Genomic DNA, 14,792 nt, shown 5'->3' with positions numbered 1-14,792 from the left:
GAGATAGCATCGCCGGACGCCTGGTCCGGGCGTGCGACGGCTACAGCGCGTCGAAGTCTATCTCCCCATGGCGGTCCAGCGTGTCGGGCGCCGGAGGCATCGGGTATTTGAGGCCGGTCGCGCAATTGAACAGCACCACCTGCTCGCTTTCGTCCACCTCGCCCGTCCGCAACGCTTCACGGTAGGCGGCGAGCGTGGCACCGCCTTCGGGGCAGATCAGCAGGCCGTCCCGCCGGGCGCAATCCTCGACCGCCTGCATGATGGCGGGATCGCCCACCGCCAGCGCCTTGCCGCCGCTTTCCCGCACGGCACGCAGGATCAGGAAGTCGCCCACCGCGCGCGGGACGCGGATGCCGGCGGCGACGGTGTGTGCGTCCTCCCACCGCTCCGCATGTTCCTGGCCCGCATCGAACGCCCGCACGATCGGCGCGCAGCCCGCTGCCTGCACGGCATACATGCGCGGCCGTTCGGACCCGATCCAGCCAAGCTGTTCCAGCTCGTCGAACGCCTTCCACATGCCGATGAGCCCCGTACCGCCGCCCGTGGGGTAGAAGATCGCGTCGGGCAGCCGCCAGCCGAGCTGCGCGGCCAGTTCCAGGCCCATCGTCTTCTTGCCTTCGATCCGGTACGGCTCCTTCAGGGTGGAGAAGTCGAACCACCGCCCTTCCGCCGCGCCCTTGCCGACGATCGCGCCGCAATCGTCGATCAGGCCGTTCACCCGCCAGACGCGCGCGCCCTGCATGGCGATCTCGCGCACATTCACCTCCGGCGTGTCCTCGGGACAGAACACGATCGTCTCGATCCCGCAGCGGCTGGCATAGGCGGCGAGGGCCGCGCCGGCATTGCCGTTGGTGGGCATCGCGATGCGCTTAACGCCCAGCTCCTTCGCCATGGCGACCGCCATGACCAGCCCGCGGGCCTTGAAGCTGCCGGTGGGCAGGCGCCCTTCATCCTTGACCAGCACGTTGGCGCCGCCGCTGGCGGGGATCGGGATCAGCGGTGTCTCGATCTCCCCCAGCGAGACGATGTTCTGCGTCCCGCGCACCGGCAGCAATTCGCGCCAGCGCCACATATCCGTGTCGCGCGCCGCCAGCTCGTCCCGCGACAGGCCGGCCTTTACCGCCCCAAGATCGTAGCGGACGAGCAGCGGGCGCCCGGCGCGCGACAGGCCGTGCAGCATGTCGGCCTCGTACCGCTCGCCCGTCAGCGAGCATTCGAGATGGGTCACGAAGGTGGGGCGATCGGTGACGAGATTGTGATTCATGATCCCGCCTATAGGCCAAGTCGGGCACAAGGATATCGCACGCGCGACGGAGCGTGGCGGTTCGTCGTGGAGCCATGGCTGTTCCCGTGCGTATGTCCCGCACGAGGAGAACGTAGATGCCTGATGATCGCCCGGTCCTGCACGTAATGCCCGGCACCTGTTCGCTGGCCGCCAACATCGCGGTCGCCTGGATCGATGCGCCGGTCACGGTCGGCAACATGGCGTATGGCGAACACAAGCAGCCCGCATACCTGGCGATCAATCCGAAGGGGAAGGTGCCCGCCGTCAGCTTTCCCGATGGCGACGTCCTGACCGAACTGTCCGCAATCCTCGCCTGGCTGGGGGCGGAACATGGCGGACCCGGCTACGCCCGCGACACGAAGCTGGGCCGGCGGGAGGCGGAGGCGCTGTCGTTCATGACGACTGAGGTGCACGGCACCTACGGCCCGCACTTCGCGGCGGACAAGTTCGCCCGCAGCGATGCCGCGCAGGCGGAGGTGAAGCAGGCGACTTATGACAAGCTGCGCGGTCACTACCAGATGCTGGAGGACACGCTCTCCTCCTCCGGCGGGGACTGGTATCTGGGGGAGCGCAGCTTTGCCGATGCGTTCCTGTATGTGCTGGTCCGCTGGCTGGACCAGACGCCGCTGTCGCTGGCGGACTATCCCGCGCTCGCCGCCCATCGCGACCGGATGGAGGCGGACCAGGGTGTCCGCACCGCGCTGGCGCGGCAGGACATGACGCCGATGGCCGCGGCCTGAGGCGGAGCCGGCGGCGCGCATGGACCAGGGCGACGAAACCCAGTCTGCGGCAGACGGCACCCCGCCGGCCCGCCGGACACGCGCGCTGCGCTGGGCGCGCAACGGGGCGATCGCCATCCTTGTCGCGATCGCAGCCATCTGGCTGGTGCTGTTCGTCACGAAGGGGCGCTTCCTGAAGCGGCCGTTCGAACGGATCGTCAGCGGCCTGGTCGAGCGGCCGGTGCGCGTGCGTGGCGACTTCCAGCTTTATTTCGCGCCGTTCGATATCAAGCTGCTGGCCGAGGGGCTGACGGTCGCCAATCCTGCCTGGACGACGCGGGATCACCTGTTCGCCGCGCAGCGGATCGATACCCGCATTGCCCCGCTGCCGCTCATCGTGGGACGCTGGCGGCTGCGCTGGCTGGACCTGACGGACGCCTCGCTCGACCTCGAATGGAACGAGGCGCACACAGCGAATAGCTGGACCTTCGGCGCGCAAGGCGGAGGCGAACCATTCGAGCTGCCGGTGATCGGCCGCGCCCGGCTGGTATCCACGGCGCTGCGCTACCGCGATCCGCGCCTCGCTCTACTGGCCGATCTCGATTTCTCCTCCATCACCTCGCGCGATGCGCGCATCGGGGAGGCGGTGCGCTTCACCGGGGACGGGCGCATCCGTGGCACGCCGTTCACGCTGACGGGCGCCCTGCTGTCTCCGAACGAGACGGTGGCGCGGGGCCGCAACCGGCTGGAACTGAATGCCGTCGCGGCCAACAATCGCATCCGCATGACCGGCACGCTGCCCAGCCTGGCGGAGATCGAGGGTGTGCCGTTGCAGGTGGCGGCAGAGGGACGCAACGTGGCGGAGCTGCTGGACATTCTGGGCATCGTGGTGCCGCAGACGCGCGCCTACCGGCTGACCAGCACGCTGGTGAAGCGTGATGCGCGCTTCCGCTTCGGCGACCTGAAGGGCCGGTTCGGCGACAGCGACATCGCCGGCGCCTTCACCGTCGATAATGGGGCCGAGCGGGTCCATGTCGAGGCGGACCTTGCGACCCGTGTGCTCGACATCGTCGATGTGGCGCCGTTCATCGGCTACAACCCGGATGTGGTGGCGGAACGCGGCGTCACCGCGGCGGCGCGGGCTACCGGTGCCGGACCCGCCCGCCTGCTGCCCGACGCCAATCTGCGCGCAGAAGGGCTGCGGGCCTTCGATGCCGACGTGCGTTATCGCGTCGCGCGCCTCCAATCGGACAATGTGCCGATCACCGATGCGGCGGTCACCGTGGCGCTGGACGATGGGCTGCTGTCGCTCTCGCCGCTCAACTTCACGATGGCGCGGGGCACGGTCCGGTCGGACGTACGCTTCGACTGGCGTCGCCGGCCGGCGCGCGTGACCTACGATTTCCGGCTTGGCTCCACGCCGATGGCGCGGCTGCTGGCCGGTTGGGGCGTCGCGGATGCGGGGACCAGCGGCACGGTCAGCGGGCGGCTGCGACTGGAAGGCGACGGCGACACGCTGCACGATTCCCTGGCGACTTCGCGCGGGCGCATCGCCTTCGTCATTCCGCAGGGCACCCTGACCACTCGCAATGTCCAATTGTCGGAGCTGGATCTGGGTACCTTCGTCCAGAAGATGTTCGAGGAACGATTGAAGGAGCCGGTGAACATCAATTGCGGGCTGGTGGCCTTCACCGTGCGCCGGGGTGTGGCGGCGGCCGATCCGATCCTGATCGACACGCGCAAGAACGTCATCACCGGGCGCGGCGGCTTCAGCTTCGTTACGGAGCGGGTCGATCTGGCATTCCGCGCCGATGCCAAGAAGTTCAGCCTGTTCTCCGGCCAGTCGCCGGTGGGCATCGGCGGCACCTTCTCCGACCCTGCACTGGCGGCAGTCAGCCCGGACCTGCTGGCCCGCGCCGGGGCTGGCCTCGGCCTGGCGGTGCTGGCCGCGCCGCCCGCCGCGCTGCTGGCGTTTGTCGACATCGGCGATGCCCAATCCGCCGCCTGCGGCCCTGTGCTGGCCGGTGCCACCGCCAGCGAACAGCGCACAAGCGAGGGCAAGCGGCGCGAAGATGTCGGTGCAGATGAAGATGCGGAGCGCGAAGACAGGCCGCGCAAGAAATTCCTGGGGATCTTCTAGGCCCGGCAGACGCGCGCTCGCGGACCCGCAGGACGGCCCGGACGTTACCCGCACCATGCTTCGCATGTCCGCTCATGGCTAACGATCCGTCCACGCCGCCCGATCGCTTCCGCCCGGTCCCGACCGGCCGCCTTGCCCGGCTCGGCGCGTTTGGCCGCCTTGCCGGAAGCCTGACGACCAGCGTCATCGCCGAAGGCGGGCGGCAGATCGCCACCGGGCAGCGCCCCCGCCTTGGCGAGCTTGTCCTCACGCCCGGCAATGCGGCGAACATCGCCGATCGACTGTCGCACATGCGCGGCGCGGCGCTGAAGCTGGGGCAGATGATCTCCATGGATGCGGGCGACCTGTTGCCCCCGGAACTGGCGACCATCCTGTCACGCATGCGGGATCAGGCCTATCGCATGCCGCCGCAGCAACTGAATGCCGTGCTGAAGGCGGAATGGGGCGCCGACTGGCGGCGCCGCTTCCTCCAGTTCGATGCCACGCCGATCGCGGCCGCCTCCATCGGCCAGGTGCACCGCGCCACGCTGCCCGACGGACGCATGCTGGCGATCAAGGTCCAGTATCCCGGCGTCGCCGACAGTATCGGCGCGGATGTCGACAATGTCGCCACCTTGCTCCGCATGTCGCGGCTGCTGCCACCGAACGTCGATCTCGCGCCCCTTCTGGCAGAGGCCAAGCGCCAGCTGACCGACGAGGCCGATTACCGACGCGAGGGGGAGCAGATGCGGCAATATGGCCGGCGGCTGACGGGAGATGACCGGTATGCGGTGCCTGATCTGGTCGAGGAGTTCACCACCGGCCGCGTCCTCGCTATGAGCTTCCTCGAAGGGCGACCGATCGAAACCCTGGCGGAGGCTGACCAGGCGACGCGTGACCGCGCCATGACCGCGCTCGTCACGCTGGTCCTGCGGGAATTGTTCGAGTTCGGCGTGATGCAGACCGATCCGAACTTCGCCAATTATCGCTGGCAGGCGGATAGTGGGCGGCTGGTGCTGCTGGATTTCGGCGCCACCCGTCCGGTCGATCCGCCCACGGTGGCGGCCTACCGCCGCCTGATCGAGACAGGTCTGGCGCGCGAACTGAATGCCATCCGGGAGGTCGCGGTGGAGACCGGCTTCCTGGGTGCGGAGGCGGCTGCGGCGCATCGGCCGGCGGTGGACCGGATCATCGCGGCGATCGATGCGGCGCTGAACCGGCCCGGCCCGTTCGACTTCGGCGACCGCGCCTTCGTACCCGTGGTGCGGGAAGAGGCGAAGGCGATGATCGCCGACCGATCGACCTGGCACGTCCCGCACGTCGAAACCCTGTTCGTGCAGCGCAAGGTCAGCGGCACCGCGCTGCTGGCCGCCCGGCTGAAGGCGCGGGTCGATATCCGCGGCCTGGCGGCGGAGGCGATCGCATGATGGTGGGCGACCTGCACACAGGCGATCCGCGCGCGCTTGCGGCTGAGGGCATGGTGCGCTTCCTGCAGCAGGCCGATACCGCCCTACCGGTCGCCGTCGCCTCCCACTTCGATGCGGATGGCCTCTCCGCCGCGGCGATCCTGGTGCGGGCCTTGCGTGCGAGCGGCCGTTCGGCAGAGCCGGTGATCGTCGGCAAGGCGGAGACGCCGTGGGACCCGGCCTTCGCCGCGCGCTTGCAGGCGCTGGGGGCCGGCGGGCTGGTGGTGGCCGATCTCGGCACCCGTAGCGACCCGGTGCTGGCGGGCGTGCCGACGCTGGTGATCGACCACCATCGGCCCACCGGCACCCCGCCCGATGCCATCACCCTCAGCGGCCATGGCCTCGACCCCGAACCGACCAGTGCGCTGATCGCGTGGTGGGCGGCGGGTGCGCTCGGCGATCAGCAGAACCTGCTGTGGCTCGCCGCCCTGGGGCTGGTGGGAGACATGGCGGAGGAGGCGGGCTTCCCCGAACTGGCCACTGCGCAGGCGCGCTGGGGCAAGACCGCCCTGCGCGATGCGACCTCGCTGGTGAACGCGCCGCGGCGTACAGCGGCAGCCGATGCCGGTCCCGCGCTGCGCCTGCTATTGGCGGGGGATGGTCCGAAGGCGATCACCAAGGGGGAGGGCGCGGATGCCGCCGCCCTGCGCGCCGCGAAGGCGGAAGTGCGCAGCGCGGTTGAGGATGCGCGCCGGGTGCCTCCACGGGTGGTCGGCGACGTCGCGCTGATCGCCTTCCACTCGCCCTGCCAGATCCACCCGCTGATCGCGCAGCAATGGCGCGGGCGGTTGAGGGACAAGGTCGTGATCGCCGCCAATACCGGCTACCGCGAGGGGTGGGTCCACTTCGCCGCGCGCACCGCCAGCGGCCGCGACCTGCTCGCCTTCCTGGCGCAGCACCGGCCGGACGAGGCCGATGGACGGTACGGCAACGGCCATGCGCAGGCGACCGGCGGCGCGCTGCCGCTGCCCGTGTGGCAGCGCTTCATCGCCGGGCTCGGCTTCTGATCCGCCATCAGCCGCGCGCCTGCAACGCCTCCAGTTCCTTCTGGTCGTGGGAGCAGAAGATGGTGACCTCCTGCCCATGCGCCCGCTTCAGGTCGCGCAGCCGTCGCTGATTGGCCAATCGCTGCGGGCGATCGACCTCCATCATGGTCTGGTAGAAGCGCAGGCCCGGCGTGCAGCGATGCCGGAACGGATGCATCTCGCCCCGGTAGAAATAGGCATCGCCCGCATTCAGCACCCAGCCGGTGCCGTCTTGCACCGCCACACCCGCATGGCCCCATGTATGGCCCGGCAGCGGCACCAGCAGGATTTCGGGCGGCAAGCCGTCCAGCGCGCGCACCGCGTCGAAGCCGAACCAGCTATCGCCCGCACCTGCATAGGTGCGCCAGTCGCGTACATCGTCCCATTGCACGGGGCGATAGCGGCGCCGGGCGATGAAGCCGCGCCGCTGCCGCTCCGCCGCGTCGCGCTCCGCCGCCATCACGTGGACGCGGGCATTGGGGAAATCCTCCAGCCCGCCGGCATGGTCGAAATCGAGATGGGTCAGCACGATGTGCCGCACATCCTCCGGCGAATAGCCAAGTGCGCGGATCTGATGGATCGCGGTGTCCTCCACCCGGAAGCGGATGTTCAGCAATGCATGGAAGAACTTGCTGAGCCGCGGATGCGGCCGGCGCACGTCCTGCAGGCCGTACCCGGTGTCGACCAGCACCAGCCCGGCCTCCGTCTCGATCAGCTGGGCCGTGCATGGGATGGTGCCGAGCGGGCCGGTGCTGAACCCATCGAACAGCGCACCGCCCAGCGGGCAATCCGTGCCGCAGCGCAGGTAGTGGATCTTCATGGATGTCTTCCCACTCGCTCGCACGCGGAAGCGGAAGGGAACGCCCGGCAGGCTGCCGGCCGGCGCGAGGCGTCCCCTTGCGGTTTGTCAGACCTTGGCGGCGCTGGATCCGCCGGCGGCATACAGCGCGGCATAGCGGCGGGTGACGACGGGCAGGTGCTCGTCGATCCATTCGGCCATCGCCTGCTCCTCGTTCAGCGACTGGGTCAGCAGCGGGGTGGCCTGGGCAAAGCCGCCATCCTCCGCCATCACCAGCAGCGACTTGTAGGCGGCGATCTCGAAATGCTCGAAGGCGTAATTGGCGAAGCTGTTCTTCACGATCTCGTCACCCGCCACGGAGTGCGTGATCGCCGCCATGCTGCCCGACATGCTGAGGCCGATATCCTTCAGCGTAGAGGACGAGGTGCCGAGGCCTTCCAGCAGCTCGTCCAGCCGGGCGATCTGGCCGTTGGTCTCCTCGATATGGGCGCGCAGCCGATCGGCGACCTCCGGGTAGTTCTCGATCCGCTCCAGCTGGGGCGTCATGATGGACAGCGCCTGCTTCTCCACCGCGTGCGCATTGACGAGGCCGGTGACGAACAATTCGCGCAGAGTGTCGGTCTGGGTTGCCATGGTCAGGTTCTCCTTCCGTATGGATGCGGGCCGTCGGGGCTGCTCCGCCCCTGCCGCTCCTTCGCCCAAGGGTCTGCGAAACCGCCCGTTCCAAAGCTGACATTTCATAAGGCCGGTGCCTTGTGGCCGTGCCGCGCCTGCCATAGGCACCGGCGAGAAGGAGCGTGCCCATGGTCGAGATCATCCGCGACAACAGCGACGACAAGGTCGCCGCCTGGCTCTATCCCCGCCTCGCCACGGCGGCAGGGGCGACGGATGGCCGCGTGCCGCTCTGCCTGCCCGGCGGGTCCACCCCGCGCCCGATCCTGCAGGCGCTGGCCGGCGCCCCGCTGGACTGGCGCCGCTTCGCGATCTGGCCGGGGGATGACCGCTGCGTGCCGGTCGATCACCCCGCCAGCAATGCCGGGATGATCGAAACCGCGCTCGGTATCGTTGGGGCAGAGGTGGTGCCGCTGGCGGAAGGGCTGGTGCCACCGCATTTCGCGCTGACCTGGCTCGGCATGGGGGAGGATGGCCATGTCGCCTCGCTGTTCCCCAACACCGACCCGCAGCCCGATGATCCGCAGCCGATCCGCCGCCTGACGCCCGACCCGCTGCCCGCAAACGCGCCGTTCGACCGGTTGACGCTGACCCTGCCGGCGCTGCTGAACACCGATGCGGTGCTGCTGGTGATCCGCGGGGCGGAGAAGCTGGCGCTGTTCCAGGACGCGGTGGACGGCAGGATCGACCTGCCGATCACCCGCCTGCTGCGCGCCGCCGCGCAGCGCGGCGTTCCCGTCACCTGCCTCGCCTGAAGGCGGCCGATGCGCCCGCCGGCCCCCCTGCATCGGCTGGCCCTGCGGGTAGGCCACCATCTGCGCGTGGCGTGGTGGCGCCTCAGGCGACCGACCATCCACGGCGTCAGCGTGATCGCGCGCGATGCCGATGGCCGGGTCCTGCTGATCCGCCAGACCTACGGTCCGCGGCAATGGATCCTGCCGGGCGGCGGAGTCCGCCATGGCGAGGCGCCGGCAGCCGCCGCCGCGCGTGAGTTCGCGGAGGAGCTGGGCTGCCCGCTCACTGGCCTGACGCTGGTGCGCGTGCTGGAAGAACCGCTGCACGGGGCAACCAATGTGGTGCACCTGTTCACCGGCACGCTCGCGGGCGAGCCCAGGGCTGACAGGCGGGAGGTCGCCACTCACCGATTGTTCGCGCTGGACGCGCTTCCCGCCGTGTCCGCCCGGACGCAGGACCGGCTGGCCCTGCTGTAGCCTATAGCAGCTGCAATTGCTGGGCGCGCGGCGCGGCCGGCGGTGGTGGCGTGTCCGGCGCATCGCCCAGCGCGCTCAGCGTCAGGCCCATCAGCCGGATCGGGCGGGGCAGGGGCAATTGCTCGGCCAGCAGCTCGCGCGCGATGGTCGTGAACTGATCGCGTCCCCGCACCGGGTGAGGCAGGGACCGGGCGCGGGTCACCAGCTGGAAGTCGTTGAACTTCAGCTTCAGCGTCACCGTGCGGCCCTGCGCACCCTTGTCGGCGATCCGCGTCCAGACGATCTCCACGATATTGTCGAGCATGGCGTGAAGATCGTGCGGCGCGTGCAGATCGGTGCCGAAGGTGCGTTCCCCGCCGATGGACTTGCGTTCCCGGTGCGCCCGCACCGGCCGATGGTCGATCCCCCGCGCGGCATGGAACAGATACTCGCCGAAACTGCCGAAATTTTCCCGCAGCCAGTCGGCGTCCTTGCCCGCTAGGTCGGCGCCCGTCTCCACGCCCAGCCTGGCCATCTTCTCCGCCCCGCGCGGGCCGATGCCGTGGAACCGGCGGACGGGCAGCGTCGCCACGAAGGCGGCGCCGTCCCCCGGCTTGATGATGCACAGGCCGTCCGGCTTGTTCTGGTCGCTGGCGAGCTTCGCCAGGAACTTGTTGTACGACACGCCGGCGCTGGCGGTCAGGCCCGTCTCCTCCCGGATCATGCGCCGGATCTCCCGCGCGATCTTGGTGGCGGACGCGATGCCCAGGTGATTGCGCGTCACGTCCAGATAAGCTTCGTCCAGGCTCAGCGGTTCGATGAGGTCGGTGAAGCGGGCGAAGATCGCGCGGATCTGCTGCGACACCTCGTGATAGACGTCGAACCGGCTCTTGCAGAAGATCAGGTCCGGGCACAGCCGGCGCGCGGTGGCGGACGGCATGGCGGACCGGATGCCGAACACGCGCGCCTCGTAACTGGCGGCGGCCACCACGCCGCGGCCGCTGCTGCCGCCCACCGCCACAGGCTTGCCGCGCAGCGATGGATCGTCGCGTTGCTCCACGCTGGCGAAGAAGGCGTCCATGTCGACATGGATCACCTTGCGGCTGGTATCCTCCGTCGGCGCAGGGGCAGGGACCTCCGCCACCGGGGCGGGCGCCGATTCGATCAGGGCCGGCTGGCTGTTCACCGCCTGTTCCTAGCATAGGTGGCGGCGATGTGCTGCCATGAAGTGTTTACCGCAGCGCAACATGGGTCTACGCGACGCCATGGCCACCACCGCCGCTTCCCCCGCCACCAAGATCATCGGCCAGCGCGAGCTGGTGGTGATCATCGCCCTGTTGATGAGCCTCAATGCGCTCGCCATCGATGCCATGCTGCCTGCCCTGGGCCAGATGGCCGGCGAACTGGGCGTGGTCGACGGCAACCGGCGGCAATTGGTCGTCGGCGTGTACCTGCTGGCCAATGGTGCCGGCTGCCTGCTGCCGGGATCGCTGGCCGACCGGTTCGGGCGCCGGCCGGTGATCTTCGTCAGTCTCGCGGCCTATGCCGCATGCTCGCTGCTGATTGCGGCGATCCATTCGTTCGAGGTGCTGCTGGGCCTGCGCATCCTGCAGGGCGTGCTGTGCGCTGGGCTGATGGTGGTTCCCACCGCCATTATCCGCGACCAGTTCGCCGGCGACCGCATGGCCCGGTTGATGAGCCTCGTCAGCGCGGTCTTCATCACCGTGCCGGTCATCGCCCCCAGCCTGGGGCAGGCGATCATGCTGGTGGCGGGCTGGCGGGCCATCTTCGTCGCGTTCGCGGTGGTCGCGGTCCTCGCGGGCCTGTGGGTCTGGCTGCGTTTGCCCGAAACGCTGCATCCGGAAAACCGCCAGCGGCTGGACCTGCCGGTGATCGCCCGCAACATGGCGGCCGGCTTCTTCAACCGGGGCGCCATCGGCTATGTCCTGGGTGCCGGGCTGCTGGTCGGGGCGGTATTCGGCTACGTCAACAGTGCGCAACAGTTGCTGGGCGAACATTTCGCCGTGGGCGACTGGTTCCCGGTGGTGTTCGGCGGCACCGCCGCGATGATGGCGGTGTCCAACATCGTCAATTCGCGCATCGTCGAACGGTTCGGCGCGCGGCGGGTCAGCCATACCGGCGTGCTGGTGTTCATGGTGGTCGCGGCGGCGCAGGTCTGGGCATCGCACTACCATCCGGGCGATCTTGCCGTGTTCCTGCCGCTAATGGCGACCAATCTGATGCTGCTGGGCTTCCTGGGCGCCAATTTCGGCTCCATCGCCATGCAGCCCTTCGCCCGCATTGCCGGCGCGGCCAGTTCCGCCCAGACCTTCTGCCGGATGTTCGGCGCGGCGGTCGTCGGCCTGCTGATCGGGCAGGCTTACGACGGCACGGCACGGCCCTTTGCCCATGCGCTGCTGATCTGCAGTGTCGCCGCCTTCGTGCTGGTGCTGTTCAGCGAGAAGGGGCGCCTGTTCCGCCGCCTCAACCCGCCGAAGCGGCCGGTGCCGGTGATGCCGCCGCCGCGGGCCTGACCCGCACCAGCGGCGCATCCACCTGGACCTGCGCGCCTGTCGCCACCGCCAGGTCCGCCACCACGCCATCCGCCTGGGCGGTCAGCGCGTGTTCCATCTTCATCGCCTCCAGCACCAGCAGCCGCTGCCCGGCGACGACCTCGTCGCCATCGGCCACGTCGACCGCGATCACCCGGCCGGGCATGGGGGCCAGGATCGTGCCATCGCCGACCTGCGCGGCCCCTGCGGCGAAGCGCGGCAGGCTGAACAGGAACGGCTGCCCGTCGCGCGCCACCAGCACGCCGCCCGCGACCGGTATGGCCGTTCCGTCCGCGTCCAGGCAATCGGCCAAATCCAGCACGCGCAGCTCCGCCGCGCCGCCGGCGCCATGATGCTGCACGGTGATGCGTGCCTTGGGTGCTGAGTTGGGGCGCAGGCCGCTCAGCCGGTCCCACGGCCCCGCTCCGGGCTCGGCCCCGGCGTTGTAGAACGGCGCGAACAGCGCCAGCGCCGCCACCTGCCATTCATTGTCGCCGGGCGCCCCCGCATCGGTCAGCAGCTCGCCCCGCTCCGCGATAAGGCCGGTGGTCGCCTGCCCGGTCTGCATGACCGGATCGCCGAGACACGCGAGCAGGAAGGCCGCATTGGTCCGGACCGGCCAGATGCGCAGCGAATGCAGCGCCTCCGCCAGGCAGGCATGCGCCTCCGCCCGTGTCTCCCCGTGCGCCACCAGCTTGGCGATCATCGGGTCGTAGAACGGGCTGACCCGGTCCCCCTGTTCCACCCCCGTCTCGATCCGGATCGGCGCCTCGCCCCAGTCCAGCAAGTCGAGCGGGCCGGTCGCTGGCAGGAAGCCGCGCGTCGGATCCTCCGCATACAGCCGCGCCTCCACCGCATGGCCGGTAATCGCCAGGTCGTCCTGCGACAATGGCAGCGGCTCACCCGCCGCGACGCGTAGCTGCCACTCCACCAGGTCGATGCCGGTGATCGCTTCGGTCACCGGATGCTCCACCTGCAGCCGGGTGTTCATCTCCATGAAGAACACGCGATCGGCGCTGAGCCCGCGGCTGCCATCGGCGATGAACTCCACCGTCCCCGCGCCGACATAATCGACCGCCCGCGCCGCACGCACCGCCGCGTCGCAGATCGCCGCGCGCGTGGCGGCGTCCAGGCCGGGGGCGGGCGCTTCCTCGATCACCTTCTGGTGCCGCCGCTGCAGCGAACAGTCGCGTTCGAACAGGTGCACCACATTGCCGTGCGCGTCGCCGAACACCTGCACCTCGATATGGCGCGGGCTGCTGATCCATTTCTCCAGCAGCACCCGGTCGTTGCCGAACGCCGCCGCGGCCTCCCGCCGGCAGGAATCGAGCGCGCCGGCGAAGTCTTCGCGCCGCTCGACCAGCCGCATCCCTTTGCCGCCGCCACCGGCGACCGCCTTCACCAGCACCGGCCAGCCGATCGCCTCCGCCTCCGCCAGCAGGCGGGCAGGGTCCTGGTCCGCGCCGTCATAGCCGGGCGTCACCGGCACACCCGCGCCACGCATCCGCTGCTTGGCCGCGTCCTTCAGCCCCATGGCGCGGATCGCGGCAGGCGGCGCGCCGACCCAGATCAGCCCGGCCGCCATCACGTCTTCCGCGAAGTCGGCGTTCTCGGACAGGAAGCCGTAACCGGGATGGATCGCATCGGCGCCGCTGTGTAGCGCCGCCTCGATGATCCGCCGGCCGTTCAGATAGCTTTCCGCCGCCGCTGCCGGGCCGATCGCCACCGCATGGTCCGCCATCCGCACGTGCAGCGCGCGGGCATCCGCCTCGGAATGGACGGCCACGGTGCGCAGGCCCATGGCGCGGGCGGTCCGGATGACACGGCAGGCGATCTCGCCGCGATTGGCGATCAGGACGGAACGGATCATGGCACTCTCACCCAGTTTCTTATGTAACTAAGGTGTAGCCTCATCCGGCAGCGGAGTCATCGGCATCGGTGCGATCGGCCCGGCCATGCGCACCGCCAGCAGGATGCTGCCACGCGTCGGCTGCGGCCATTCGGCCGGCGGCTCCGCAGGCGATCGCATCGCTTCGAACAAAGCGGCGGCGACATGGCGCAGCTTCGCCAGCTTGCCGACCCGCACGCGCCGGTCCCACGCCTTGGCCCCCTTGCGCCGCACCTTGCGCCCGATCGCGCCATAGATGTTGGCGGCCGCCAGCACGGCCCAGCGCTGCCGGAAGGCGAGGCTGGCCGCGCCGATCCGCGCCGCCGCCTCCCGCTCCTCCGCCAGGGCCACCATGCGCGCGACCAGCGCCACCAGTTGCGGGCGAAAGGCGGGCTTCATGTGCTCGCCCGGCGGAATGTCCGCCTCCGCCAGCCACTCGGCCGGGATGTAGCAGCGGTCTGCCGCCGCATCCTCGCTGATGTCGCGCACGATGTTGCCGATCTGGAACGCCAGGCCGAGGTCGCAGGCGCGGTCGAGCAGCTCCTCGTCCTCGCCATCCACGTCCATGACCCGCGCCATCATCACGCCCACGGCCCCGGCGACATGGTAGCAATAGCGCCACAGATCCATCTCCGTGCGCGGCCGCCACCCGGCGAGGTCCAGCGCGAAGCCTTCGATCACGTCGGCGGCGAGATCGGCCTTCAGCCCCGCCTCCAGCGCGACCTGGCCGAAGGCATCGAACGCCGGCTCGGCGGTCGGCTGGCCTTCCAGTGCGCGCGCGGTCAGCACACGAATACCGCGGATCCGCTCCTGCCCGTCGGTTCCGGGCCTGAGGGTGAAGCCGCTGTCCTGCCCGTCCGCGATGTCGTCACACCGCCGGCACCAGGCATAGAGCAGCCAGGCCTTCTCCCGCGTCTCCCGGTCGAACAACCGGCTCGCGGCGGCGAAGCTCTTGCTCCCCTTGCGGATCGCGCGGTGCGCCTCCGCCACCAGGTCAGCCCGTTCGCGCCCGCCGCCGATCTGGCGCGGGGTCGGGCGCAGGATGCGGCTGGGCGCCAGCATGCGCCGCGGCACCGT

13 protein-coding genes are annotated in these 14,792 nt (G+C 69.9%); 7 read left to right on the top strand and 6 right to left on the bottom strand.

The window, feature by feature from the left end:
• Nucleotides 1-40: 40 nt before the first annotated feature.
• Entirely contained in the window at nucleotides 41-1,264 is a 1,224-nt protein-coding gene (locus tag V5740_RS08455; protein ID WP_347302055.1) for a threonine synthase, read from the bottom strand.
• Nucleotides 1,265-1,380: 116 nt separating this feature from the next.
• Between V5740_RS08455 and V5740_RS08450 the strand changes: the two genes are divergently transcribed.
• The 4 genes from V5740_RS08450 to V5740_RS08435 all read left to right on the top strand — a co-directional run bounded on the left by V5740_RS08450 (nucleotide 1,381) and on the right by V5740_RS08435 (nucleotide 6,596).
• Nucleotides 1,381-2,025, top strand: a complete 645-nt coding sequence (locus V5740_RS08450; RefSeq protein ID WP_347302054.1) for a glutathione S-transferase — start codon at nucleotides 1,381-1,383, stop codon at nucleotides 2,023-2,025.
• A 19-nt stretch (nucleotides 2,026-2,044) separates the two neighbouring features.
• Nucleotides 2,045-4,144, top strand: a complete 2,100-nt coding sequence (locus tag V5740_RS08445; protein ID WP_347302053.1) for an AsmA family protein — start codon at nucleotides 2,045-2,047, stop codon at nucleotides 4,142-4,144.
• Between the two features lie 74 nt (nucleotides 4,145-4,218).
• A complete protein-coding gene (locus V5740_RS08440) occupies nucleotides 4,219-5,550 on the top strand; it encodes an AarF/ABC1/UbiB kinase family protein (protein ID WP_347302052.1) in 1,332 nt (443 codons plus the stop codon).
• Nucleotides 5,547-6,596, top strand: coding sequence for a phosphoesterase (locus tag V5740_RS08435; protein WP_347302051.1), 1,050 nt, complete (start codon nucleotides 5,547-5,549; stop codon nucleotides 6,594-6,596). Before V5740_RS08440 ends, V5740_RS08435 begins: the two co-directional genes overlap by 4 nt.
• A 7-nt stretch (nucleotides 6,597-6,603) precedes the next feature.
• Here the strand turns inward: V5740_RS08435 and V5740_RS08430 are convergent, their stop codons facing one another.
• Both V5740_RS08430 and V5740_RS08425 read right to left on the bottom strand, forming a co-directional pair.
• A complete protein-coding gene (locus tag V5740_RS08430) occupies nucleotides 6,604-7,434 on the bottom strand; it encodes an MBL fold metallo-hydrolase (RefSeq protein ID WP_347302050.1) in 831 nt (276 codons plus the stop codon).
• 87 nt (nucleotides 7,435-7,521) lie between these two features.
• The gene (locus V5740_RS08425) at nucleotides 7,522-8,046 is read right to left on the bottom strand and encodes a ferritin-like domain-containing protein (protein WP_347302049.1); all 525 of its coding nucleotides are present in this window, start codon (nucleotides 8,044-8,046) and stop codon (nucleotides 7,522-7,524) included.
• A 170-nt stretch (nucleotides 8,047-8,216) separates the two neighbouring features.
• Here V5740_RS08425 and V5740_RS08420 point away from each other — a divergent pair, with 170 nt between their 5' ends.
• Both V5740_RS08420 and V5740_RS08415 read left to right on the top strand, forming a co-directional pair.
• Entirely contained in the window at nucleotides 8,217-8,840 is a 624-nt protein-coding gene (locus V5740_RS08420) for a 6-phosphogluconolactonase (RefSeq protein ID WP_347302048.1), read from the top strand.
• A gap of 9 nt (nucleotides 8,841-8,849) precedes the next feature.
• Nucleotides 8,850-9,296, top strand: a complete 447-nt coding sequence (locus V5740_RS08415) for an NUDIX domain-containing protein (RefSeq protein ID WP_347302047.1) — start codon at nucleotides 8,850-8,852, stop codon at nucleotides 9,294-9,296.
• A gap of 1 nt (nucleotide 9,297) precedes the next feature.
• On the opposite strand, the gene dinB is transcribed toward V5740_RS08415, so the two are convergent.
• Nucleotides 9,298-10,419, bottom strand: a complete 1,122-nt coding sequence (gene dinB / locus V5740_RS08410) for a DNA polymerase IV (RefSeq protein ID WP_347304481.1) — start codon at nucleotides 10,417-10,419, stop codon at nucleotides 9,298-9,300.
• A 103-nt stretch (nucleotides 10,420-10,522) separates the two neighbouring features.
• On the opposite strand from dinB, the gene V5740_RS08405 reads away from it, so the two are divergent.
• Nucleotides 10,523-11,809 carry a multidrug effflux MFS transporter gene (locus V5740_RS08405; RefSeq protein ID WP_347302046.1) on the top strand — a complete coding sequence of 429 codons (1,287 nt, stop codon included), beginning with the start codon at nucleotides 10,523-10,525 and terminating at the stop codon, nucleotides 11,807-11,809.
• Here V5740_RS08405 and V5740_RS08400 read toward each other — a convergent pair.
• Together V5740_RS08400 and V5740_RS08395 are read right to left on the bottom strand one after the other, a co-directional pair.
• A complete protein-coding gene (locus tag V5740_RS08400) occupies nucleotides 11,760-13,697 on the bottom strand; it encodes a biotin carboxylase N-terminal domain-containing protein (RefSeq protein WP_347302045.1) in 1,938 nt (645 codons plus the stop codon). The two genes, V5740_RS08405 and V5740_RS08400, sit on opposite strands and share 50 nt — an antisense overlap.
• 27 nt (nucleotides 13,698-13,724) lie before the next feature.
• Nucleotides 13,725-14,777, bottom strand: a complete 1,053-nt coding sequence (locus tag V5740_RS08395; protein ID WP_347304480.1) for a phytoene/squalene synthase family protein — start codon at nucleotides 14,775-14,777, stop codon at nucleotides 13,725-13,727.
• Between the last annotated feature and the right edge of the window lie 15 nt (nucleotides 14,778-14,792).

This window comes from Croceibacterium sp. TMG7-5b_MA50 (assembly GCF_039830145.1).
Taxonomy (GTDB): domain Bacteria; phylum Pseudomonadota; class Alphaproteobacteria; order Sphingomonadales; family Sphingomonadaceae; genus Croceibacterium.
Note: the sequence above shows the minus strand (reverse complement) of the source record. Positions and strands in the feature narration are given on the sequence as shown.

Excerpts from the sequence above, each read along its gene's own strand:
- V5740_RS08455 (WP_347302055.1), bottom strand. The coding sequence starts at position 1,264 with ATGAATCACAATCTCGTCACCGATCGCCCCACCTTCGTGACCCATCTC.
- V5740_RS08450 (WP_347302054.1), top strand. The coding sequence starts at position 1,381 with ATGCCTGATGATCGCCCGGTCCTGCACGTAATGCCCGGCACCTGTTCG.
- V5740_RS08445 (WP_347302053.1), top strand. The coding sequence starts at position 2,045 with ATGGACCAGGGCGACGAAACCCAGTCTGCGGCAGACGGCACCCCGCCG.
- V5740_RS08440 (WP_347302052.1), top strand. The coding sequence starts at position 4,219 with ATGGCTAACGATCCGTCCACGCCGCCCGATCGCTTCCGCCCGGTCCCG.
- V5740_RS08435 (WP_347302051.1), top strand. The coding sequence starts at position 5,547 with ATGATGGTGGGCGACCTGCACACAGGCGATCCGCGCGCGCTTGCGGCT.
- V5740_RS08430 (WP_347302050.1), bottom strand. The coding sequence starts at position 7,434 with ATGAAGATCCACTACCTGCGCTGCGGCACGGATTGCCCGCTGGGCGGT.
- V5740_RS08425 (WP_347302049.1), bottom strand. The coding sequence starts at position 8,046 with ATGGCAACCCAGACCGACACTCTGCGCGAATTGTTCGTCACCGGCCTC.
- V5740_RS08420 (WP_347302048.1), top strand. The coding sequence starts at position 8,217 with ATGGTCGAGATCATCCGCGACAACAGCGACGACAAGGTCGCCGCCTGG.
- V5740_RS08415 (WP_347302047.1), top strand. The coding sequence starts at position 8,850 with ATGCGCCCGCCGGCCCCCCTGCATCGGCTGGCCCTGCGGGTAGGCCAC.
- V5740_RS08405 (WP_347302046.1), top strand. The coding sequence starts at position 10,523 with ATGGGTCTACGCGACGCCATGGCCACCACCGCCGCTTCCCCCGCCACC.
- V5740_RS08400 (WP_347302045.1), bottom strand. The coding sequence starts at position 13,697 with ATGATCCGTTCCGTCCTGATCGCCAATCGCGGCGAGATCGCCTGCCGT.
- V5740_RS08395 (WP_347304480.1), bottom strand. The coding sequence starts at position 14,777 with ATGCTGGCGCCCAGCCGCATCCTGCGCCCGACCCCGCGCCAGATCGGC.